Origin of the sequence: Streptomyces hoynatensis, assembly GCF_003626535.1 — a bacterium.
Taxonomy (GTDB): domain Bacteria; phylum Actinomycetota; class Actinomycetes; order Streptomycetales; family Streptomycetaceae; genus Streptomyces; species Streptomyces hoynatensis.
The window spans coordinates 139,803-161,634 of sequence record NZ_RBAL01000009.1 but is presented as its reverse complement, the minus strand read 5'-3'; the positions used below and the strand labels follow the sequence as shown (position 1 = coordinate 161,634).

Sequence of the window (21,832 nt, the reverse complement as noted above, 5' to 3'; positions counted from 1 at the left end):
ATTCCACCGGATTGCCCCGGAATCCTCCGCAACCTCCCCCGGTGCCCGGCTACGGTCGAGGCGTGAAGGCCATCCGTCGCTTCTCGGTACGTCCCGTCCTTCCCGAACCACTCCGCCCCCTCCACGAACTCGCGCACAACCTGCGCTGGTCCTGGCACCCCGAGACCCGCGAGCTGCTGCGCTCCGTCGACCCGCAGGGCTGGCAGGCCGGCGGCGAGGACCCGGTCCGGCTGCTCGGCACCGTCCGCGCCGACCGGCTGGCCGCCCTCGCCGCCGACCGCGGCTTCCTGCGCCGCCTTGAGGTCGCCGTCGGCGACCTGCGCGACTACCTCACCGAGCCCCGCTGGTACCAGCAGGCAGACTCCCGCGCCGGCGGCGAACTCCCGCGGGCCATCGCCTACTTCTCGCCCGAATTCGGCATCACGGCCACCCTGCCGCAGTACTCGGGGGGCCTCGGCATCCTCGCCGGCGACCACCTCAAGGCCGCCAGCGACCTCGGCGCGCCGATGATCGGCGTCGGCCTGCTCTACCGCTACGGCTACTTCCGCCAGACCCTCTCCCCCGACGGCTGGCAGCAGGAGCACTACCCGGTCGTCGACCCGCACGAACTGCCCCTGACCCCGCTCACCGAGCCCGACGGCTCGCCCGCCAGGGTGACGCTCGCGCTGCCGGGCGGGCGCACCCTGGCCGCCAGGATCTGGCAGGCCCAGGTCGGCCGCGTCCCGCTGATCCTGCTCGACTCGGCCGTCGCCGAGAACGGGCCGGCGGAACGCGACGTCACCGACCGCCTCTACGGCGGCGGCAGCGAGCACCGGCTGGTGCAGGAGATGCTGCTCGGCATCGGCGGGGTCCGCGCGGTGCGCGCCTTCTGCCGCCTCACCGGCCACCCCGAGCCCGAGGTCTTCCACATGAACGAGGGCCACGCCGGCTTCCTCGGGCCCGAGCGCATCCGGGAGCTGGCCGCCTACGGGATCGGCTTCGACTCCGCGCTGTGGGCGGTGCGGGCCGGGACCGTCTTCACCACCCACACGCCGGTGCCCGACGGCATCGACCGCTTCTCCGAGGAACTGGTGGCCAGGCACTTCGGCGAGGGCGGCGAGCTGGCCGCCCTCGACTCGCGGCGGCTGCTCGCGCTCGGCCGCGAGCCCGAGGGCGTCACCGTGTCGGGCGAGGGCCCGCCGCAGTTCAACATGGCGGTCCTCGGGCTGCGCACCGCCCAGCGCGCCAACGGGGTCTCGGCGCTGCACGGCCGCGTCAGCCGCGGCATGTTCGCCGGCCTGTGGCCCGGCTTCGACCCGGAGGAGACCCCCATCGGCGCCGTCACCAACGGCGTCCACGCCCCCACCTGGACGGCGGACGCGGTGCAGCGGCAGTGGACCGGCTCGCTGACGGACGCGGAGCTGTGGGAACTGCGCCGCACCCTGCGCGAGCAGCTGGTGCACGAGGTGCGCGCCAGGCTGCGGGCCTCCTGGCGGCAGCGCGGCGCCGGGCACGCCGAACTCGGCTGGGTGGACGACGTCCTCGACCCGGACGTGCTCACCCTCGGCTTCGCCCGCCGCGTCCCCTCCTACAAGCGGCTGACCCTGATGCTGAAGGACCCCAAGCGGCTGCGCGCCCTGCTGCTGCACCCGCAGCGGCCGCTGCAGATCGTGGTCGCGGGCAAGGCCCACCCGGCCGACGAGGGCGGCAAGCGGCTGATCCAGGAGCTGGTGCGCTTCGCCGACGACCCGGCCGTCCGGCACCGCATCGTCTTCCTGCCCGACTACGGCATGGCCATGGCCCGCTGCCTCTACGCCGGCTGCGACGTCTGGCTGAACAACCCGCTGCGCCCGCTGGAGGCCTGCGGCACCTCGGGGATGAAGGCCGCCCTCAACGGCTGCCTCAACCTCTCGGTCAGGGACGGCTGGTGGGACGAGTGGTTCGACCCCGACTTCGGCTGGGAGATCCCCACGGCCGACGGCCAGGCCGCGGCCGAGCCGGAGCGGCGGGACGCCATCGAGGCCGCCGCCCTCTACACGCTGCTCGAACAGCAGGTCGCGCCCTGCTTCTACGACCGCGGCGCGTGGAACCACGGCGGCGCCTCCGGCCTGCCGGGGCGCTGGCTGGAGATGGTCCGCGCCACCCTGGACCGGCTCGGGCCCAAGCTCAGGGCGGACCGGATGCTGCGCGAGTACATCACCGGCTACTACGCGCCCGCCGCCGGCGCGCACCGGGCGCTCACCGCCGAGGCCGCGGAGGAGCTGTCCGGCTTCGCCGACCGGGTGCGCCGGGAGTGGCCGCGGGTCGCCGTCGACCACGTGGAGGCCGCCACCGAGCCGCCCACCCTCGGCGGCTCGGTGCCGCTCAGGGTGCGCGTCGCCCTGGGCGACCTGCCGCCCTCGGCCGTCGAGGTACAGGCGGTGACCGGCCGGGTGGACGGGGACGACACCCTGGCCGAGCCGGTGTACGTCCCGCTGAAGCCGAACGGCGGACCCGACCTCTCGGGCCGCTGGACCTACGAGGGCGAACTCACCCTGCACCGCCCGGGACCCTTCGGCTACACCGTCCGCGTGCTGCCCGCCCACCCGCTGCTGTCCGCGCGGGCCGAACTCGGGCTGCTCGCCCTGCCGCCGGAGGCGCCGGCCGACCAGGCGGCGGCACGCTGAGGGACCCCGCCCCGCCCGCGCCGCCGCGCCACCCCGCCCCGCGCCCTCTCCGGGCGCGGGGCGGGCGCGTTCAGGCCAGGCTCTCGCGCCAGGCCCGGTGCAGGTCGGAGAAGCGGCCCGTGCCGGCGATCAGCTCGGCCGGCGGCCCGTCCTCCACGATCCGGCCCGCCTCCATCACCAGCACCCGGTCGGCGATCTCCACGGTCGAGAGCCGGTGCGCGATCACCATCGCGGTACGCCCGTGCAGCACCGTGACCATCGCCTCCTGCACCGCCCGCTCGCCCGGCACGTCGAGCGAGGAGGTGGCCTCGTCCAGGATCACCACCGAGGGGTCGGCGAGCAGCACCCTGGCGAAGGCCACCAGCTGGCGCTGGCCGGCCGAGATCCGGCCGCCGCGCTTGCGCACGTCCGTGTCGTAGCCCTCGGGCAGGGCGGCGATGAAGTCGTGCGCGCCGATGGCCTTGGCGGCCTGCTCGATCTCCTCCGGGGTGGCGTCGGGCTTGCCGATCGCGATGTTCTCCGCCACCGTGCCGGAGAACAGGAACGCCTCCTGCGTCACCATCACCACCCCGCGCCGCAGCTCGGGCAGCGCCAGGTCCCGCAGGTCGACGCCGTCGAGCAGCACCCGCCCCTCGGTCGGGTCGTAGAACCTGGCGAGCAGCTTGGCCAGGGTGGACTTGCCCGCGCCGGTGGCGCCGACCAGGGCACAGGTCTGGCCCGCGGGGAGCGAGAGCCGGAAGCGGGGCAGCACCTCCCCGCCGGTCCGGTAGGCGAAGCGCACCTCCTCGAAGAGCACCTCGCGCCCGGGCGCGCCCGCCGGCCGCTCCGGCAGCCGCACCGGGTGCGCGGGCTCCGGCACGTCGGGCCGCTGGGCGAGCAGCCCGGCGATCTTCTCCAGGGAGGCGACCGCGGACTGGTAGTTGTTCAGGATCATCGCGAAGCGGTCGAGCGGGTCGTACAGCCGCCTGATGTACAGCGCGCCGGCGGCCAGCGCCCCGAGTTCGAGATCGCCCGAGGCCACCCGCTGGGCGCCCCAGAGCACGATGGCGGCGACCGCCACCGCGGCCGTCATCCGGGAGGTGACGACGAAGCGGCTCATCTCCAGCAGCGTGTCGCCGTTGAGCCGCTCGTGCCGCCGGTTCAGCCGGTCGAACTCCGCGGCGTTGGCCTCCTCGCGGCGGAACGCCTTCACCGGCCGGATGCCGTTGATGGTCTCGGCGAACTTGACGATGACCGCGGCGATCGCCGTCGACCGCTTGCTGAACCGCTCGGCCGAGCGCCGCCGGTAGCCGCGCACCAGCAGGAACAGCGGCACGAAGGACAGCAGGGCCGCCCCGCCGAGCCCGACGTCGAGGTAGAAGAGCAGCAGGCCGATGTAGCCGACCGAGACCAGGATCAGCAGCATCTCCTGGAGGCCCTCCTCCAGCAGGTCGCGCAGCGACTGCACGTCGCTCGTCGACCTGGAGATCAGCCGCCCCGAGGTGTACCGGTCGTGGAAGTCGAGGCTGAGCGCCTGCGCGTGCCGGTAGATCCGGCCGCGCAGGTCGAGCAGGATGCTCTGGTTGATCCGCGCGGCGACCCGCACGTACGCGGCCTGGAGCAGCCCGCCTCCCGCCGCGCACAGGAAGTAGGCGACGGCCACGGCGATCAGCGGGCCGCGGTCGTCCTCGCGCAGCGCGGGCACGCCGCTGTCGATGGCGTAGGCGACCAGCAGCGGCCCGGCCTGCACCGCGGCCTGCTGGGTGAGCAGCAGCAGGGCGCCGAGCGCGACCCGCGCCCGGTGCGGGAGCAGCAGCGAGCCGAGCAGCCGCCGCGAGGCGCCGGCCGGCGCGGGCAGCCGGTCCTGGTCGAAGGGGTCCGTGGGGCCGGGCAGGCCCGGCAGGTCCTCGGGCCCGGGCGGCGGCGTCTGCCGTCCGCCGGCGTCGACGGTGGTGCTCATCGGGCGGAGACCTCCGGCTGCTCGGCGTGCCTGCCCGTCATCAGGTGGCGGTACTCGGCGTTGGTGTGCAGCAGTTCGGCGTGGGTGCCGACGGCGGCGATCCGGCCGCCGGAGAGCAGCGCCACCCGGTCGGCGAGCTGCACCGTGGAGGGGCGGTGCGCGACGACGAGCGCCGTGGTGGTGGCGAGCACGTCGCGCAGGGCCGCCTCGACCCTGGCCTCGGTGTGGACGTCGAGGGCGGAGAGCGGGTCGTCCAGCACCAGGAACCTGGGGCGGCCGACGACGGCGCGGGCCAGCGCGAGGCGCTGCCGCTGGCCGCCGGACAGGCTCAGGCCCTGCTCGCCGACCTGGGTGTCCTCGCCCTCGGGCAGCGCCCGCACGAAGCCCTCCGACTGACTGGTGCGCAGGGCCCGCGCCAGGTCGTCCCGGTCGGCCTCGGCCGCGCCCATCAGGACGTTCTCCGCGACGGACGCGGAGAACAGCGTGGGCTCCTCGAAGGCCATCGCCACGTGCCGGCGCACCTCGTGCCGCGAGAGGCCGGCGATGTCGGTGCCGTCCAGGGTGATGCGGCCCGAGGTGACCTCGTGCAGCCTCGGCAGCAGGGTGACCAGCGTCGTCTTGCCGCTGCCCGTGCCGCCGACGAGGGCCATCGTCTCGCCCGGGGCGACGTGCAGGTTCACCCCGTCGAGCACCGGCGGGCTGCCGGGCGGGCTGTCCGGGTAGCGGAAGACGACGTCGGTGAAGCGGATGCCGTCGCCGGCCGGCGCGCCCCGGCCCGGCGCGGCGGGGGCGGCGGGCAGCCGGGCGCCGCCGGCGGGCTCGGCGGGCACCGGCTCGTCGAGCACCTCGAAGAAGCGGTCGGTGGCGGCGGCCGACTCGTTGGTCAGCGCGAGCAGGAAGCCGATCGACTCCACCGGCCAGCGCAGCGCCATCGCCGTGGTCATGAAGGCGACCAGGGTGCCCGCCGTCAGGTCGCCGTCGGCGACCCGGTCGACGCCCAGGACCAGGGCGGCCCCCAGGAAGAGCTCCGGGAGCGAGGCGATGACCAGCCAGATCGCGGCGAGCAGCCGCGCCTTGTGCAGCTCGGTGTCCATCAGGCGGTGGGAGAGGACGCGGAACGCCTCGGCCTGGCTGCGGTGCCGGCCGAAGCCCTTGATGATGCGGATGCCGAGGATCGACTCCTCCACCACCGTGGTCAGGTCGCCCATCTGGTCCTGGGCCCGCCGGGCCACCACCGAGAACCGCGACTCGAACACCCAGCTCAGCGCGATCAGCGGGACCACGGGCGCGATCAGCACCAGGCCGAGGGTCCAGTCCTGGACGAGCAGCACGCCGAAGCCGATGAGGATGGTCGTGCTGTTGACGATCAGGAAGGTGAGGCCGAAGGCGAGGAACTGCCGCAGCAGCTGCAGGTCGCCGGTGCCGCGCGAGAGCAGCTGGCCGGTGGGCCAGCGGTCGTGGAAGGTGACCGGCAGCCGCTGCACGTGCCGGTAGAGCTCCGAGCGCATCGCCGCCTCGACGCCGGCGAGCGGCCTGGCGACCAGCCAGCGCCGCAGGCCGAAGAGGCCCGCCTCGAACAGGCCCACGCCGAGCAGCAGGGCACCGCCGAGCCACACGCCGGCCTCGTCCCCGTCGCTGACCGGGCCGTCCACGATCCACTTCAGCACCAGCGGCATCACCAGGGACATCGAGGAGCCGGCGACCGCGACCGCGGCGGCGCCGAAGACCCTGGCCCGCACGGGGCGTACATAGGGCCACAGCCGGAGCAGGGAGCGGACGACGGAACGTTTTCGGGCAGGGGCGGCTTGGGCTTCGGCTGAGGCAGACATCAGCTTCGAGAGTACGTTTCGCCCCTGACACTGCCCACGGGTTTTCGGCCTAGGGCGCAGGACGGAGGGGGTGGTGGGCCGCCGCTTCCCGGCCCGCGGGCGCGGCTGTCGGTGGGGGCTCTTAGGCTGGCGGGCATGAGTCAGCCCACAGAGCTGAGGGAGTTGCAGACCTCCCTGCGGACGGCGTCCGACATCGCCTTCGACGTGCAGCCGCCCTCGGGCGAGCAGGCGGAGGTGCTGGTGGACGCCCTGCGGCGGGCGCTGGCCGCGGCCCAGGCGCTCGGCGCGGGGCCGGGCACCACCGGCTGCCGGGAGCACCCGCGTGGGGCGGTCGACCCCCTCTACGGCGACAAGGACGACCCGCTCCCGCCCGGCTGGGGCCGGTGCCTGCTGTGCAACGACCGGCGCCGCCGCGCGAGTCGGGGCCTGGCCGGCCGGGCCTGAGGCGCGCCCGCGCCTCGGGAGGCCCGGGCGGCCTCCCGGTGGCGGGCGCGCGCCCGCCGGCGTGCGCCGCGGCCCCGCCGGGCGCCGCGGTGCTGCCGGGCGCCGCGGTGCTGCCGTGGGCCGCGGTGCTGCCGTGGGCCGCCGTGCGCCGTGGGTGCCGCCCGGGTCAGGCCGGCGAGGCGGGGCCCCGCGAGGGCACCCGCATCTCGAACCAGGTGGTCTTGCCGCAGGGGAGGAGGTCGACGCCCCAGCGGTCGGCGAGGGTGTCGACGAGGAAGAGGCCCCGGCCGCTGACGACGTCCATCTCCCGGACCGGCAGCCGGCAGGGCAGGGCCCGGGAGGGGTCGCGGACCTCGGCGCGCACCCAGCCGCGGCGGCGCCTGAGCCGCAGCCCGAAGGAGTGCGCGCCGGCGTGCCGCACCGCGTTGCCCACGAGTTCGGAGACGAGAAGCACCGCGTCCTCGGTCAGCTCGGCCGGAAGCAGCCACCTGCCCTGCAGCTGGCGCCTGGTCACGCGCCTGGCCCAGGCCGCGGACTCGGGCCGCGAGGGGAGGCAGAGCTCGGCCGCCGAGGGGTCCGCGTCGGTGAGCTCCTCCTCGCCGATGACGTCGCTTGGATGTGCCGTCGCTGCCATGCCCCCATCATGGCGTGCATATGCCGGACGCGTGGGCCGTTCGGTGGGAAGTGCCCCCTCTGGGGTGAGTGGTGCCGCGGTGCTGCCGTACATATGCCCACGGCAGGCCCGTCCGGGAAGGGCGTGGCGCGGCGGCGCTCAGCCCCGGGGCCAGAAGACCGCCTTCCCCGGGCCGTCCTCGACGAAGCTGCGCATCCCGTAGTCCCGGTCCTCGGTGGCGAAGAGCCCGGCGAACCAGGTGCGTTCGAGGGTCAGCCCGGTGTCGAGGTCCGTCTCCAGGCCGGCGTCCACCGCCTCCTTGGCGGCGCGCAGCGCCGTCGCCGGGCCCGCCGCCAGCCGCACGGCCAGGGCCCGCGCCTCGGCGAAGACCTCCGCGGCCGGCACCACCCGGTCCACCAGGCCCATCGACAGCGCCTCGTCCGCCTTCACGTGCCGGCCGGTGAAGATCAGGTCCTTGGCCCGCGAGGGGCCGATCAGCCGCGGCAGCCGCTGGGTGCCGCCCGCCCCGGGGATGAGCCCGAGCTGGATCTCGGGCTGGCCGAACCTGGCGTCCTCGGCGGCGATCCTGAGGTCGGCGCACAGCGCGAGTTCGAGCCCGCCGCCGAGGGCGTAGCCGGTCAGGGCCGCGATCACCGGCTTCGGGATGCGGGCCACGGCGGTGAACGCCTCCTGGAGGCCACGGGACCGCTCGATCATCGCGGCGTGGTCCATGGCCCGCATCTCCTTGATGTCCGCGCCCGCCGCGAACACCCGCTCGCTGCCCCGGATCACGACCGCCCGCACGTCCGCGCGGGCGGTCGCCTCCCCTGCCAGCTCCCGCAGGCGGTCCTGGACGGCGATGTCGAGGGCGTTCATCGGCGGACGGTCCAGGCGCAGGGTGCCCACCCCGTCCGCCACCTCCAGATGCACAGTCATGCGCGTCAGGCTAGCCGCGGCGGGCGCGCGGCGGACGGAGGGCCCGGGCGCACTAGGCGGCTCCCTAGGAGGTGGTGCCCCCTCGCCCGGCGCTCACTGCTCCGCGGTCCAGTCGCTCCAGGACATGTTCCAGCCGGTCAGCCCGTTGTCGGGGGCCACCACCTCGTCGTCGGAGTTCACCACCTCGACCACGTCGCCGATCATCGAGTGCTCGTAGAACCAGTAGGCGTCGGTGCTCTCGTCCGAGGCGCCGCGGGTGTCGTCGAGGCCGATGCAGCCGTGGCTGCTGTTCTCGCTGCCGAACACCGAGCTCGCCGCCCAGTAGTTGCCGTGGATGAAGGTGCCCGAATTGGTCAGCCGCATCGCGTGCGGCACGTCCGGGATGTCGTACTCGCCGCCGTAACCCACCGTCTCGCCGTCCATCCGGGTCTCGACGAGCCTCTCGGTGATCACCATGCGGCCCAGCCAGGTGTCGCGGCCGGGGGCGCCGGCGGTGATCGGGATGGTCTTCACGCGCTCGCCGTCCCGGACCACGTCCATGGTGTGGGCGGCCACGTCCACGGTGCTGACCTGGCTGCGGCCGATCGTGAAGTGCAGGTCCTCGTAGGCGGTCCCGTACACGCCGGGCGCGCCCTCGACGCCGCGCTCCCGCAGCCTGACGGTCACCTCGGTGCCCGGCGCCCAGTACTCCTCGGGGCGGAAGTCGAGGCGGTTGCTGCCGAACCAGTGGCCCGCGACCTCGACCTCGGGCTCGGTGGTGATCTGCACCGCGTCGCGGACCTCGTCCGGGTTCTCGATGGCGGCGTCGAAGGTCAGCGAGAGCTCCATGCCGACCCCGACCTCGGCGCCGTCGGGGATGTTCCAGTTGGTGGTGAAGGTGGCGTCCGCGGCCACCGTGGTGAAGTGGGAGCTGACGGTCTCCTCGGCGCCCTCGCTGTTCTTCCCGGTGGCCGTGACGGTGTAGGCCGTGTCGTTGGCCAGGTGCTCGGTGGGCGCCCAGCCTGCGCCGTCCTCGGTGAGCTCGCCCGGGACCTCGGCCCCGTCCGCGTCCGCGACGGTCACCTCCGTCAGCGTGCCGTCCTGCGCGGTCACCTGAAGTTCACCCGAAGTGGCCACCCCGGTGGCGCCGTCCCCCGGCGCCACGGATATGTGCACGGGCTCGGCCTGCTCCGCCGTGGCGCCCTCGCCGGCCGGCGGTTCGTTCGCCTCGCTGCTGCCGCTGCACCCCGCGGTGCCGAGCAGCAACGCCCCGAAAAGGACCGCCGTCGCCGCCGGAATCCATGCGCGTCTGGGCCGCGTTCTCACGATTGTTCTCCCCTCGCGTGCGCCCCGCGCACACGCCCCTTTGCGCCCAGGTAATCAGACTGTTGTGACGGGGGAGGGAGGTGAATTGTCACCGTTCCGCTGCAAGTTCGGAGTGGTCGCGATCGGCTCCGCGGGCCTCCCGCCGGCCGCCCGTGGCACTATGGGGCGAACCGTGACACATGCGGTCAACGCGGCGGATGCGCGCAACGCGAGGAGCGCCGGCGCACGCCGCGAGCACCGGTGAGCGCCGGTGAGCACCGAGCGCCGGCAGTGAACGAGGCCCGCCGGGTGCCCGCGGTGCATGCGGTGAGGAGATGTCGGCAGATCCCGAGCGGAGGCGCACGTGTCCGAGGCAGCCCAGCGCGCCGGAGCGGAGGTGTGGCCGGGCCATCCCCAGCCCCTGGGCGCCAGGTTCGGGCCCGGCCCCGGCGGCGTCGAGGGCACGAACTTCGCGCTGTGGGCGGGCGGCGCGAAGGCCGTGGAGCTGTGCCTCTTCGACGAGCGGGACCGCGAGACGCGCCACCGACTGGAGGAGCTGACCCACGAGATCTGGCACGGCTTCCTGCCGGGCGTCCGCCCGGGGCAGCGCTACGGCTACCGCGTGCTGGGCCCGTGGAACCCGGCGCAGGGCGCCCGCTGGAACCCGGCCAAGCTCCTGCTCGACCCCTACGCGCGGGCCGTGGACGGGGAGTTCTCGCTGCCGCCCGAGGTCTACGGGCACGTCAGGCACTCGGCCTGGGGCGATCCCGGCGAGGACGACACCGTGCGCGACGACCGCGACTCGGCCCCCTTCGTGCCCAAGGGCGTCGTCGTGGACGACCAGGACACCTGGGCGGACGACGTCCGCCCCAAGACGCCCTGGCCCGACTCGGTGATCTACGAGCTGCACGTGCGGGGCTTCACCATGCGCCACCCCGGCATCCCGCCCGCCCTGCGCGGCACCTACGCCGGCCTCGGCCACCCCGCGGCCGTCGAGCACCTGGTCTCCCTCGGCGTGACGGCCGTGGAGCTGCTGCCCGTCCACCAGTTCGCGCACGAGGAGCACCTGCTGCGGCGCGGCCTGCGCAACTACTGGGGCTACAACTCCATCGGCTACTTCGCCCCGCACTCCGCGTACAGCGCCTCGGGCACCCGCGGCCAGCAGGTCGGGGAGTTCAAGGCCATGGTCCGCGCCCTGCACCGGGCCGGGATCGAGGTGATTCTCGACGTCGTCTACAACCACACCGCCGAGGCGGGGGAGTTCGGGCCGACGCTCTCCCTGCGCGGCATCGCCAACCCCGGCTACTACCGGCTCGCCGAAGACCCCCGCGGATACGCGGACTACACCGGCTGCGGCAACACCCTGCACGTGGTGCAGCCGCAGGTGCTCCGGCTGATCACCGACTCGCTGCGCTACTGGGTCCAGGAGATGGGCGTCGACGGCTTCCGCTTCGACCTCGCCGCGGCCCTCGCCCGCTCCATGCACGACGTCGACATGCTCTCCCCCTTCCTCGCCGTCATCGCCCAGGACCCGGTGCTGCGCCGGGTCAAGCTGATCGCCGAGCCCTGGGACGTGGGCAGCGGCGGCTACCAGGTGGGGGCCTTCCCCCCGCTGTGGACCGAGTGGAACGACCGCTACCGCGACACCGTGCGCGACTTCTGGCGCGGCGCGCTGCCCGACGTCCGGGACCTGGGCTACCGGCTCTCCGGTTCGAGCGACCTGTACGCCTGGGGCGGACGCAGGCCGTACGCCTCGGTCAACTTCGTCACCGCCCACGACGGCTTCACCCTGCGCGACCTGGTCACCTACGCGCACAAGCACAACGAGGCCAACGGCGAGGACAACCGCGACGGCAGCGAGGACAACCGGTCCTGGAACTGCGGCGCCGAGGGGCCCACCGACGACCCCGCGATCGCCGCCCTGCGCCGCCGCCAGCTGCGCAACCTGCTCACCACCCTGCTGCTCTCCACCGGGGTGCCGATGCTCGTGGCAGGCGACGAGATGGGCCGCACCCAGCGCGGCAACAACAACGCCTACTGCCAGGACAACGCGCTCAGCTGGCTGGACTGGTCCCTGCCGGCCGACCCGGCCTGGCGGCCGCTGCTCGACCTCACCCGCAGGCTGATCGGGCTGCGCCGCGCGCACCCGGTGCTGCGGCGCCGGGCCTTCTTCTCCGGCAGCCGCGACGAGCCGGGCGGCATGGGGGACCTGAGCTGGTTCCGCCCGGCCGGCGGCGAGATGACCGAGGAGGACTGGTACGCGCCCACCGCCACCCTCGGCATGTTCCTCTCCGGCCGCGACATCCCGCACCGCGACGAGTTCGGCCGCCAGATCGCCGACGCCAGCTTCCTCGTCCTCCTGCACGCCGGCGCGGAGCCGGTGGCCTTCCTGCTGCCGGGCCCGCCCTGGGCGGACGCCTACGAACTGGTCGCCGACACCTCCCGCGAGGACCAGGAGGCGCCCCCGGGCACCAGGCACCGCGGCGGCGCGGCCGTCACCGTGCCCGGCCGCTCGGTGCTGGTGCTGCGCGCCGGGGCGCCGCGGGACGAGGCCGCGGCCCCGGGGGAGGAGGCCCTCAGCCGCGGCGCCGGTACGCCCTGAGCAGCGCGGCCCCGGCCAGCAGGGAGCCCGCCGCCCCCACCGTGGCGCCGGCCGCTGAGGTCTTGCGGTGCCTGGCGGTCCACAGCTGGCCCGTCCTGTGGTGCGCGCGGGAGTCGAACGCCCCGTGCGCGCCGTGGTCGTGGCCCCGCGCCCCGTCCACCGGCTCCCACAGGTTGTGCGGCCGCCCCGGCTCCACCACCTCGTCGGTCTGCTGCGAGTCGAAGCCGGTGCGGGCCAGGTAGCGGTCGAGCAGCCCGGGCACCACCTTGTTGGCGAGCACGGTGCCCACCGTGGAGCCGCCCAGGAGGTACTCCCTGCGCCTGGGGTGGTCGGCGGCGAACAGCACGCCGCGCGCGATCGTCTCCGGCTGGAAGATGGGCGGCACCGGCTGCGGGTGCCGGGGCAGCCGGGACAGCACCCAGGAGAACTGCGGGGTGTTCACGGCCGGCAGGTGCACCGTGGTGACGCGGACGTGGCTCTTGTCGTGCATCAGCTCGGTGCGCACCGACTCGGTGAGGCCGTTGATGGCGTGCTTCGCGCCGCAGTACGCCGACTGGAGGGGGATGCCGCGGTAGGCCAGGGCCGAGCCGACCTGCACGATGGTGCCCTCGTCACGGGGCAGCATGTGCCGCAGCGCGGCCCTGGTGCCGTTGGCGAACCCGAGGTAGGTCACCCGCGTGACCCGCTCGAACTCCTCGGGCTCGATGTCGGTGAACCGGGCGAAGACCGAGGTGAAGGCGACGTTCACCCAGACGTCGATCGGGCCGAACGCGTCCACCACCGCGCGGGCCGCGGCCTCCACCTGCGCGGCCTCGGCGACGTCGGTGGGCAGCGGCAGCGCCCGGCCGCCGGCCGCCTGCACGTCCTCCACCGCGCCCCGCAGGCCCTCCTCCCCGCGGGCGAGCAGCCCGATCGAGGCGCCCCTGCGGGCGAACAGCTCCGCCGTGGCCCGGCCGACCCCCGCGGTCGCGCCCGTGATGACCACCGTCTGACCCATCGTTCGCGTCCCTTCCCTCTCCGTTTTCCTTCCGATCCCTTCCGAGTGCCTTCCGATTCCTTCCGAGTCCTTCCGAGTCCTGCCGAGTCCTGGCGAGTCCTTTCGCAGTGCCTTCCCGGTGCCTTCCGTCCCTGCCAGGGCCCCGCCGCCCCGGCACCGCTGCCGTGGCCTCCCCCGGGCGGCGGCCGGCCTCCTCACCCGTTCCGCAGCCGCCGCGCGTACCCCGCCCCGGCCGCCGCCGCGGCCAGCGCGGCCGCGGCGGTCCCGGCGGCGAACAGCGCGGCCTCGCGCGGGGCGGCCTCGGGCCGCACCGCCGCCTGCCGCTCCGGGTACGTGGCGGGCACCGGGCCCTCCAGGCCCGCCGCCAGCGCCTCCGCGAGGTGCACCGCGCGCCGCCCGGTGGTGCCCTGCTCGATCTGGGTGCGGCAGCTGAAGCCGTCGGCGATCACCAGCGAGCCGGGCGCCGCGCTCCGCACCGCGGGCAGCACCCCCTGCTCGCCGACCGCCATCGACACCTCGTGGTGCCCCCGCTCGAAGCCGAAGTTGCCGGCGAGGCCGCAGCAGCCCTCGTCGAGCACGTCCGCGTCCAGCCCGGCCCGGCGCATCAGTTCGGCGTCCGCGTCGTAGCCGAGCACGGCGTGCTGGTGGCAGTGGGTCTGCACGGTCGCGCCCCTGGCCAGCCGCGGGGGCCGCCAGCCCGCCCGGTTCGCCAGCACCTCGGAGAAGGTGTGGAACTGCCCCGCCAGCCGCTGCACATCCTGGTCGTCCGGCATCAGCTCCGGCGCGTCCGCGCGGAACACCGCCGAGCAGGAGGGTTCGAGACCGACCACCGGGGTGCCCGCGGCGATCCAGGGCCGCAGCGTGTCCAGGGTGCCGCGCAGCACCCGCTTGGCCCGGTCGAGCTGCCCGGTGGAGATCCAGGTGAGGCCGCAGCACACCGGTTCCTGCGGCACCGCGACCCGGAACCCGGCCTCCGTCAGCACCCGCACCGCGGCGTGCGCGACGTTCGGGTGGAAGTAGTTGCTGAAGGTGTCGGGCCACAGCAGCACGGCGTTCTCCTCGCCGGGGCGCGGCTGGTCCGGCGCGCCCTGCCGCTGCCACTCCTGCGTGAACGACCGGGGCGCGAAGACCGGCGCCTCGCGCTCGCCCGCCACCCCGGCCAGCCGCTTCCCGAGCGCGGCGACGCCGGGGGCGTGCAGCGCGGCGTTCACCACCCGGGGCGCCACCCGGGAGAGCCTGGCCCACACCGGCAGCCAGCCCAGCGAGTAGTGCGCGGCCGGGCGCAGCCGCCCGGCGTAGTGGTGCGCGAGGAACTCCGCCTTGTAGGTGGCCATGTCGACGCCCGTGGGGCAGTCCGACTTGCAGCCCTTGCAGGCCAGGCACAGGTCGAGGGCGTCCCGCACCTCGGTGGAGCGCCAGCCGTCGCCGATCGCCGAGTCCTGATGGCCGCCGAGCATCTCGAAGAGCAGCCTGGCCCGGCCCCTGGTGGAGTGCTCCTCCTCGCCCGTCGCCCGGTAGGAGGGGCACATCACCCCGCCGTGGTGGGAGCGGCAGTTCCCGATGCCGACGCAGCGCATGACCGCGTGCGAGAAGCTGTGCTCGTCCTCCGGGTAGCCGAAGTGGGTGGGGCCGGCCTGGGGCCGCCAGCGCGGCCCGAGCCGCAGCTGCCCGTCCACCGGATGGGGGTGGACCACCTTGCCCGGGTTCATCCGGTCGTCCGGGTCGAACAGCGCCTTCAGCTCGTCGAACGCCCGCACCAGCCGCTCGCCGAACATCCGCGGCAGCAGCTCGCCGCGCGCCTGCCCGTCGCCGTGCTCCCCGGAGAGCGAGCCGCCGTAGGACACCACGAGGTCGGCCGCCCGGGTCAGGAACGCGCGGAAGCGTTCCACCCCGTCGGCGGTCTTGAGGTCGAAGGGAATCCTGGTGTGGACGCAGCCCTGCCCGAAGTGCCCGTAGAGGGACGCCTGTTCGTAGCCGAACTCGGCCAGGAGCCGGCGCAGGTCGCGCAGGTAGCCGCCGAGGCGCTCCGGCGGCACCGCCGAGTCCTCCCAGCCCTCCCAGGTCTCCCGCCCGTCCGGGGGCCGCGCCGTCACCCCGAGGCCCGCCTCGCGGGCCTTCAGCAGCTGGTTCTCGCGCTCGGGGTCGTCCGAGAACCCCACCCGCGGGTCGTCCTCGGCCAGGCCGAGGCCCCGCAGCAGGTCGCGGGCCTGCGCGTCGGCGTCCTCCTTGCTCTCGCCCGCGAACTGCACCAGCAGCCAGCCGTCCCCCTCGGGGAAGCGGGCGAGCGAGTCCAGGTACGCCCGCTCCTCGCGCATCAGCTGGGCCATCCGCCCGTCGATGGCCTCAAGTTGCAGGGGGTGGCAGTGTTCGAGCAGCCGCGGCACGTCGTCCGCGGCGGCGCAGACGTCGGGGTAGCCGAGCACCAGCATCGCGTCCGCGGGCTCGTGCGGCACCAGCTTCAGCTCGGCCCGCAGCACCGTCACCAGGGAACCCTCGCTGCCGGTGAGGGCCTTGGCCAGGTCGAAGCCGCGCTCGGGCAGCAGGAAGTCGAGGTTGTACCCGGACACCCGGCGCGGCAGGCTGGGATAGCCGCGGCGGATGTCCGCCAGGTAGGTCGCGACCAGCTCCTTCAGGCCCCGGTAGAGCTCGGCCCTGCGGCCCCCGGCGGCGAGGATGCGCGCGTACTCCTCCTCGCCGGTCGGCCCCACCCAGCAGCGCAGCCCGTCGTAGGTGAGGATCTCCAGGCGCAGCACGCTGTCCGCGGTCTTCCCGTAGGCCTGCGCGGTGGCCCCGCAGGAGTTGTTGCCGATCATGCCGCCGAGCGAACAGTGGCTGTGCGTCGAGGGCTTGGGGCCGAACTTCAGCCGGTGCTCGGCGAGCAGGCCGTTCAGCCGGTCGAGGACGATGCCGGGCTCCACCACGCAGGTGCGGGCCTCGGTGTCCAGGGAGACCAGCCGGTTGCAGTGCTTGGTCCAGTCGATGACGACCGCCGCGTTGGTGCACTGCCCGCCCAGGCTGGTCCCGCCGCCCCGGGACAGGACCGGCGCCCCGAACTCGGCGCACACCCGCACCGCCTCGGCGCCCGCGTCCACCGTCCGCGGCACCACCACCGCCAGCGGCACCTGCCGGTAGTTGGAGCCGTCGGTGGCGTACGCCCCCCGGCTTCCCGCGTCGAATCTGACCTCGCCCGCCACCCGCTCGCGCAGGGCCGCCTCCAGCGCCCGGAGGTCCCGGCCCCCGTCCGGCGCGGCCCCGTCCGCACCCGCGTGCGGCGCCTGCTGCCGCTCCGGCGCGCCGATCCGGAAGAAACCGTCCATCCTGCCCTGCCGCCTTCCTGCCGCCCCACGGCCGCCGTCTCGCCGCCGTCTCGCCACGCCCGCGCCGGCCCGCCCCGCGCGGGCGCGTGCCGCACCTGCCCGCCGGGCCCGGCCGCCGTCACGGGCGCCGCGAGTACCCGCACCCGCCCGCGCTACACCGGGGAGTCCCGCGCGCCGCCGGCCCCCGGGCGAGAAGGCGGGAGTGATTCCGGGCCGGCCGGGTACCCCGCTCTGCCCCACGCCGCGGGCGGCCGGGCGGAACGGCCGCCCGCGCCGCCGCCGCGCCGGTGCCTGCATCGGAGTGGTGCGGCCTGGCGTGTTGCCCGCCCACCGGGCCGGTTCCGGGACGGCGGGCGGGCATCCGCGTACATATCCGTAGATGCCGGGTGCGCGGCCAGGGGCCCGAGGCAGGGAGCCGCCGGACGGCCCCCTGGCTCCCGGAGGCACCCGGAGAGGTTTCGGAGGCAGTGGTGGCGACAGAGCGGGCACGGCAAGCGGCCGGAGCAACGGGGGGCGCGGCGGGCACGCCGTGGGCATCCTGCCGGGGCCTGACGTGAGCCGGGGGCGCGCGAACCGCGCCACGCGCGTGACGGGCTTCGTCCTCGTCTGGGCCGGGCTGCTCTTCCTCGCGTACTGGGTGCTGATCGGCCCGGTCTCCGCCCTCGAACTCCTGGTGGGTGCGGGCGGCGCGCTGCTGGCCGGCGGCGCGGTGGAGGGCATGCGGCGGGCCGAGCGCCAGCCCTGGGGCGGCGCAGAAAGGCTGGGCGCCGCGGTGGCCGCGTTCCCGGTCACGCTGCTGCGGGAGACCTGGCAGCTGGCCCTCGCGGTGCTGGCGGCGCTGCGCGGGCGCCGCGCGGCGGGCCGGGTGGTGCGGGTCCGGCTGGCGCCCGGCGTGGGCCCGAGCTGGGCGGCGGCGCTGCTCTCGGCGAGCCCGGGCAGCTGCGTCCTGGACATCGCCGGGGACGGGCAGGGGCGCGGCTGCGAGCTGACCGTGCACGTGCTGGCCACCGCCGTCTCGCCGCTGGAAGCGGCGCTGCGCGGGGAACGCGCGCCGTGAACGCCTGGCTGCTCGCCGTCTGCCTGCTGCTCCCCGCGGGCCTGGGGGCCTGCGCCTGGCGGGCCTGCCGCGGCGAGCCCGCCCAGCGCCTGGCCGGGATCACGCTGGGCGGCACCCTCTGTGTCGCGGTGCTGATGCTCACCGCCCAGGGCCTGCACCGCACCTCGTACCAGGACCTGGCCCTCGTCCTCGCGCTGATCGGGCCCGCCGGAACGCTGGTCTTCGCCCGCTGCCTGGCCGGGGGCGAGCGGGAGGAAGGCTCCCGGGGCTGAGGGGCCCGGCCGCGTCGCCGCGCGGTACGGCGCGGGCCCGGGGCGGCGGGGCGGAGGGGGCCCGGAGTGGCGGGCGGAAACGGGGGCGGGACGGGAAGCGAAGGACCGCAACGAAGGACCGGAACAACGGACCGGAACAACGGACCGGAACGAAGGACCACACGAAGGACCGAGACGAAGGAGGGGCAGGCGATGGAGGTCCGGCACGTCTTCGCCCTGGTGCTGCTGGCCTGCGGGGTGGCCGTGCTGCTGCTGGCCGGCCTCGCCCTGCTGGTGCTCCCGGGGCCCTACGCGCGGGTGCACGCCCTCTCGCCCGCCACCTCGCTCGCCCTCCCGCTGGTCTGCCTGGCCCTGGCCCTGGACACCGGACCCGGCAGGCAGGCGCTGAAGCTGCTGTTCATCGGGCTGCTCGGCGCCCTCAGCGGCCCGGTGACCACGCTGGCCATCGGGCGCACCGCCTGGCGGGCGAGCGCGCCCGGCGAGGAGCCGCCGTCGTGACCGCGCCCTCCGCCACCCTCGACTACCTGATCGTGGTCTCCCTCCTCCTGGTGACGCTGACCGCGACCGCCGCCGCGCTCACCCGCGACCCGGTGCGGCAGGCGGCGGTGCTCTCCGCGCTCGGGCTGTGCCTCTCGCTGCTGTTCCTCTTCCTCCAGGCGCCGGACGTCGCCCTGTCCCAGCTCGCGGTCGGCGGCGCCATCACCCCGCTGCTGGTGCTGCTGACGGTGCGGAAGATCCGCCGCACCCCGCACGGCGAGACCGGTGGAAAGACCGGCGCCGGGAACGGCGGGGCGGACACCGGCAGCGAGGGCGGCGGGGGCGGCGGCGGGGGACAGCCGGGCGGGGGAGAGGGGAAGAGCCCGTGAGCAAGACCGTGCGGCGCCGGCTGTTCCTGCTCTCCGCGGCCGTGGTGGCCGTCGCCTTCTTCTGGGCCTGCCTCGGCCTGCCCGGCTTCGGCACCGCCCGCCACCCCTACGGCTCCCGCGCGGTCGACACGGGAGTCGACCAGCGCACCGCCAACGTCGTCTCCTCGATCAACTTCGACCAGCGGGCCTTCGACACCCTCGGCGAGGAGTCGATCCTCTTCGCCGCCGTCCTCGGCGCCGTCGTGCTGCTGCGCCGGGCCCGCGACGAGCGCCGCGAGGAACCACGGCCGGGGCGGGTGCTCCCGCCCACCCGGCTGCTCGGCCTCGTCCTGCTGCCGATCACCCTGCTGGTGGGCGTCTACATCGTGGCGCACGGCCAGCTCAGCCCGGGCGGTGGCTTCCAGGGCGGCGTGATCCTCGCCGTCGGCCTGCACCTGGCGTACGTCGCCGCCGACTACCGGGTGCTGTGCCGGATCAGGCCGCTGTGGCTGCTCGGCACGCTGGACGCGGTGGGCGCCGGGGCGTTCACCGCGCTCGGCCTCGCCGGGCTGCTCACCGGCGCCGCCTACCTGGAGAACTTCCTGCCGCTCGGCACGTTCGGCCGGCTGTCCTCGGGCGGCCTCGTGCCCCTGATCAACGCGGCCGTCGGCCTCGAGGTCGGCTCCGGCGTCATCGTCCTGGTCGCGCAGTTCCTCGACCAGGCCGTGGAGACCGCCTCGCCGGCCGACCGGCCAAGGAAGCCGGAGGTGTCATGACCGTCCTGCCCTTCCTCGCCGCCGGCTGGATCTTCCTGGCCGGCGTCTACGGCATGGTGACCAGCCACAACCTGGTGCACGCCGTGGGCTGCCTGAGCGTGGCCCAGTCCTCGACCTACGTGCTGCTGCTCGCCGTCGGCTACCGCAGCGGTGCCACCGCCCCCGTCTTCTCCGACCTGCCGACCGGCTCGCCCGTGGTCGACCCCGTCGTGCAGGCCCTCGCCCTGACCGACGTCGTGGTCGGCGCCACCCTCACCGCGCTGCTGCTCAGCCTCGTCATCCAGATCCGCAAGCGCTCGGGCACGGTCGACCCGGAGGCGCTGACCGGCCTCAAGGGCTGAAGGACGCCGTGCCGCAGACGGTGGACCTGCTGCCGCTGGCCGTCGCGATCCCGCTGCTCGGGTCCGTGGTGCTGATCGTCGCCGGGCGCCTGCTGCCGCGCACCGCGAACGACCTGGTGGCCCTGGCCTTCGCGGCGGCGGTCGTCGCCGACCTCGCCGTCCTGTGGGCCAGGGCCGGCGAGGGCCAGCTGGCCTCCTGGGTCGGCGGCTGGCGCCCTCGGCACGGGCGCGGCGTGGGGATCGTGCTGGTCGGCGACCGGCTCGGCATCGGCCTCGCCCTGCTGGTCGCGATCCTGCTGCTGGCCACCCTGGCCTACTCCTGGCGGTACTTCGACGAGCCGCCGCGCGGCCACGGCGCGGCCTTCCCGGCCCTGCTGATGCTGTTCGAGGCGGGCATGTGCGGCTTCGCGCTGACCGGCGACCTGTTCAACGCCTTCGTGTTCTTCGAGCTGATGGGCGTCGTGGCCTACGCGCTGACCGGCTACCGCATCGAGGACCCGAGGCCGCTGCACGGGGCCCTCACCTTCGGGGTGGTCAACTCGCTCGCGGCGTACGGGGCGTTGCTCGGCATCGCCATGCTCTACGCCCGCACCGGCGAGCTCGGCATGGCCCAGATCGGGCGCCGCCTGGCCGGGCACCACCCCGACGCCCTGCTGGTCACCGCGTTCGTGCTGGTGATGACCGCCCTGCTGGTCAAGGGCGCCACCGTGCCCTTCCACTTCTGGCTGCCCGACGCGCACGCCGTCGCCCCCACCCCGGTGTGCATGCTGCTCTCCGGCGTGATGGTGGAGCTCGGCGTCTACGGCGCGGCCCGGGTCTACGGGGTGGTCTTCGACGTGCCCGGCGGCGTGTCACCCGCGGCGTTCGAGCACACCATGACGGCCGCGGGGCTGCTCACCGCCGTCGTCGGCTCCGTCATGTGCTGGCAGCAGCGGCACCTGAAGCGGATGCTCGCCTTCTCCACCATCGGGCACACCGGGCTCTTCCTGCTGGGCCTCGCCCTGCTCACCCCGGAGGGCGCCGCGGGCACCGGCCTCTACGTGGCCGGGCACGCCGGGGCCAAGGCGGCGCTGTTCGGGCTGATCGGCGTGCTGCTCGACCGGCACGGTTCGGTCGACGAGCACGGCCTGCACGGCCACGGCCGCGATCTGCGGGCGGCGGGCGTGCTGTTCCTCGCGGGCGGGCTGGTGCTGGCCGGGCTGCCGCCCTTCGGCACCGGCCTCGGGGAGGCGCTCACCGAGCACGCGGCGGGCAAGGAGGCCGGGTGGCTGCTCGTGGCCTACCCCCTGGTGTCGGTGCTCACCGGGGGCGCGGTCCTCAGGGCGGGCCTGCGGGTCTTCGCCGGGGCCGGGCCGCCGCCGCGGCTGAGCCACTCGGACGTGGAGACCGGCGGGGAGGCGGAGGCGCCCGAGGTGCGCGACCCGCAGCGGCCGGTGCCGCGCACCATGACGGCGGTGCCCGCGCTGCTGCTCGGCTGCTGCCTCGCGGTGGGCGTGGTGCCGCAGATCGCGCATGCGCTGGCGGCCCCCGCGGTGGCCTTCACCGACCACGCGGGCTACCGCGCCACCGTCTTCGGCGAGCCGCGCGCCACCCTGCCGGGGCCGCTGCCCGAGGTGGGGTGGACGGTGAGCGGGGTCCTGCTCGGGCTGCTCTCCGCGGGGCTCGCCGTGCTGCTGGCGAGCGCGGCGGTGTGGGGGCCGCGCCGGTCCTGGCGCCTCTTCCGGTGGCTGCGCTCCTGCCTCGCCCACCTGGAACGCGCGCTGATCGTGCCGCTGCGCCGCCTGCACTCCGGCCTCCTCGGCGACTACGTGGTGTGGCTGACCCTGGGGATGGCCGTGCTGCTCCTGGCCTTCGCGGCCCAGTCCTGAGCGCGGCCGCAGGACCCGGCGCGGGACCCGGCCCGCCCGCCGCTCCGGCGGCGGACTCTGGCAGAAT

The 21,832-nt window shown here is 75.1% G+C and carries 17 protein-coding genes; 10 read left to right on the top strand and 7 right to left on the bottom strand.

From position 1 onward, the window contains the following. Nucleotides 1-62: 62 nt before the first annotated feature. Nucleotides 63-2,645 (top strand): alpha-glucan family phosphorylase, encoded by a 2,583-nt coding sequence (glgP, locus tag D7294_RS17440; protein WP_120680719.1) that lies wholly within the window; start codon nt 63-65, stop codon nt 2,643-2,645. Between the two features lie 70 nt (nt 2,646-2,715). On the opposite strand, the gene D7294_RS17435 is transcribed toward glgP, so the two are convergent. Both D7294_RS17435 and D7294_RS17430 read right to left on the bottom strand, forming a co-directional pair. Beyond that, nucleotides 2,716-4,584, bottom strand: coding sequence for an ABC transporter ATP-binding protein (locus D7294_RS17435; RefSeq protein WP_120680718.1), 1,869 nt, complete (start codon nt 4,582-4,584; stop codon nt 2,716-2,718). After that, complete coding sequence (locus D7294_RS17430) at nt 4,581-6,413, bottom strand: ABC transporter ATP-binding protein (RefSeq protein WP_120680717.1); 1,833 nt, start codon at nt 6,411-6,413, stop codon at nt 4,581-4,583. The genes D7294_RS17435 and D7294_RS17430 overlap by 4 nt, the downstream gene beginning before the upstream one ends. 135 nt (nt 6,414-6,548) lie before the next feature. On the opposite strand from D7294_RS17430, the gene D7294_RS17425 reads away from it, so the two are divergent. Next, a complete protein-coding gene (locus D7294_RS17425) occupies nt 6,549-6,857 on the top strand; it encodes a hypothetical protein (protein WP_120680716.1) in 309 nt (102 codons plus the stop codon). Nucleotides 6,858-7,023: 166 nt separating this feature from the next. Here D7294_RS17425 and D7294_RS17420 read toward each other — a convergent pair whose 3' ends face one another. The 3 genes from D7294_RS17420 to D7294_RS17410 all read right to left on the bottom strand — a co-directional run bounded on the left by D7294_RS17420 (nt 7,024) and on the right by D7294_RS17410 (nt 9,711). Then, nucleotides 7,024-7,491 (bottom strand): ATP-binding protein, encoded by a 468-nt coding sequence (locus D7294_RS17420; protein WP_241562435.1) that lies wholly within the window; start codon nt 7,489-7,491, stop codon nt 7,024-7,026. Nucleotides 7,492-7,629: 138 nt separating this feature from the next. Continuing rightward, complete coding sequence (locus D7294_RS17415; protein WP_120680714.1) at nt 7,630-8,406, bottom strand: enoyl-CoA hydratase/isomerase family protein; 777 nt, start codon at nt 8,404-8,406, stop codon at nt 7,630-7,632. A gap of 93 nt (nt 8,407-8,499) precedes the next feature. After that, nucleotides 8,500-9,711, bottom strand: coding sequence for a L,D-transpeptidase (locus D7294_RS17410; RefSeq protein WP_338325659.1), 1,212 nt, complete (start codon nt 9,709-9,711; stop codon nt 8,500-8,502). Nucleotides 9,712-10,054: 343 nt separating this feature from the next. On the opposite strand from D7294_RS17410, the gene glgX reads away from it, so the two are divergent. After that, a complete protein-coding gene (glgX, locus tag D7294_RS17405) occupies nt 10,055-12,292 on the top strand; it encodes a glycogen debranching protein GlgX (RefSeq protein WP_120680710.1) in 2,238 nt (745 codons plus the stop codon). On the opposite strand, the gene D7294_RS17400 is transcribed toward glgX, so the two are convergent. Beyond that, complete coding sequence (locus D7294_RS17400) at nt 12,267-13,289, bottom strand: SDR family oxidoreductase (RefSeq protein ID WP_120680708.1); 1,023 nt, start codon at nt 13,287-13,289, stop codon at nt 12,267-12,269. The genes glgX and D7294_RS17400 overlap by 26 nt on opposite strands. A gap of 194 nt (nt 13,290-13,483) precedes the next feature. Continuing rightward, nucleotides 13,484-16,606, bottom strand: coding sequence for an FAD-binding and (Fe-S)-binding domain-containing protein (locus D7294_RS17395; RefSeq protein ID WP_120680706.1), 3,123 nt, complete (start codon nt 16,604-16,606; stop codon nt 13,484-13,486). A 553-nt stretch (nt 16,607-17,159) separates the two neighbouring features. On the opposite strand from D7294_RS17395, the gene D7294_RS17390 reads away from it, so the two are divergent. The 7 genes from D7294_RS17390 (at nt 17,160) to D7294_RS17360 (ending at nt 21,765) form a co-directional block, all read left to right on the top strand. Next, entirely contained in the window at nt 17,160-17,663 is a 504-nt protein-coding gene (locus D7294_RS17390) for a Na+/H+ antiporter subunit E (RefSeq protein WP_158674644.1), read from the top strand. Further along, entirely contained in the window at nt 17,660-17,935 is a 276-nt protein-coding gene (locus D7294_RS17385) for an MrpF/PhaF family protein (protein WP_120680702.1), read from the top strand. The genes D7294_RS17390 and D7294_RS17385 overlap by 4 nt, the downstream gene beginning before the upstream one ends. Before the next feature lie 192 nt (nt 17,936-18,127). After that, entirely contained in the window at nt 18,128-18,433 is a 306-nt protein-coding gene (locus D7294_RS17380; protein WP_120680700.1) for a cation:proton antiporter, read from the top strand. After that, the gene (locus D7294_RS17375) at nt 18,430-18,801 is read left to right on the top strand and encodes a hydrogenase subunit MbhD domain-containing protein (protein ID WP_241562434.1); all 372 of its coding nucleotides are present in this window, start codon (nt 18,430-18,432) and stop codon (nt 18,799-18,801) included. Before D7294_RS17380 ends, D7294_RS17375 begins: the two co-directional genes overlap by 4 nt. After that, nucleotides 18,798-19,556, top strand: a complete 759-nt coding sequence (locus D7294_RS17370) for an MnhB domain-containing protein (protein ID WP_120680696.1) — start codon at nt 18,798-18,800, stop codon at nt 19,554-19,556. Before D7294_RS17375 ends, D7294_RS17370 begins: the two co-directional genes overlap by 4 nt. Next, nucleotides 19,553-19,897, top strand: a complete 345-nt coding sequence (locus tag D7294_RS17365; RefSeq protein ID WP_120680694.1) for a sodium:proton antiporter — start codon at nt 19,553-19,555, stop codon at nt 19,895-19,897. The genes D7294_RS17370 and D7294_RS17365 overlap by 4 nt, the downstream gene beginning before the upstream one ends. An 8-nt stretch (nt 19,898-19,905) precedes the next feature. Continuing rightward, nucleotides 19,906-21,765 carry a complex I subunit 5 family protein gene (locus D7294_RS17360; RefSeq protein WP_241562433.1) on the top strand — a complete coding sequence of 620 codons (1,860 nt, stop codon included), beginning with the start codon at nt 19,906-19,908 and terminating at the stop codon, nt 21,763-21,765. Nucleotides 21,766-21,832 lie beyond the last annotated feature (67 nt).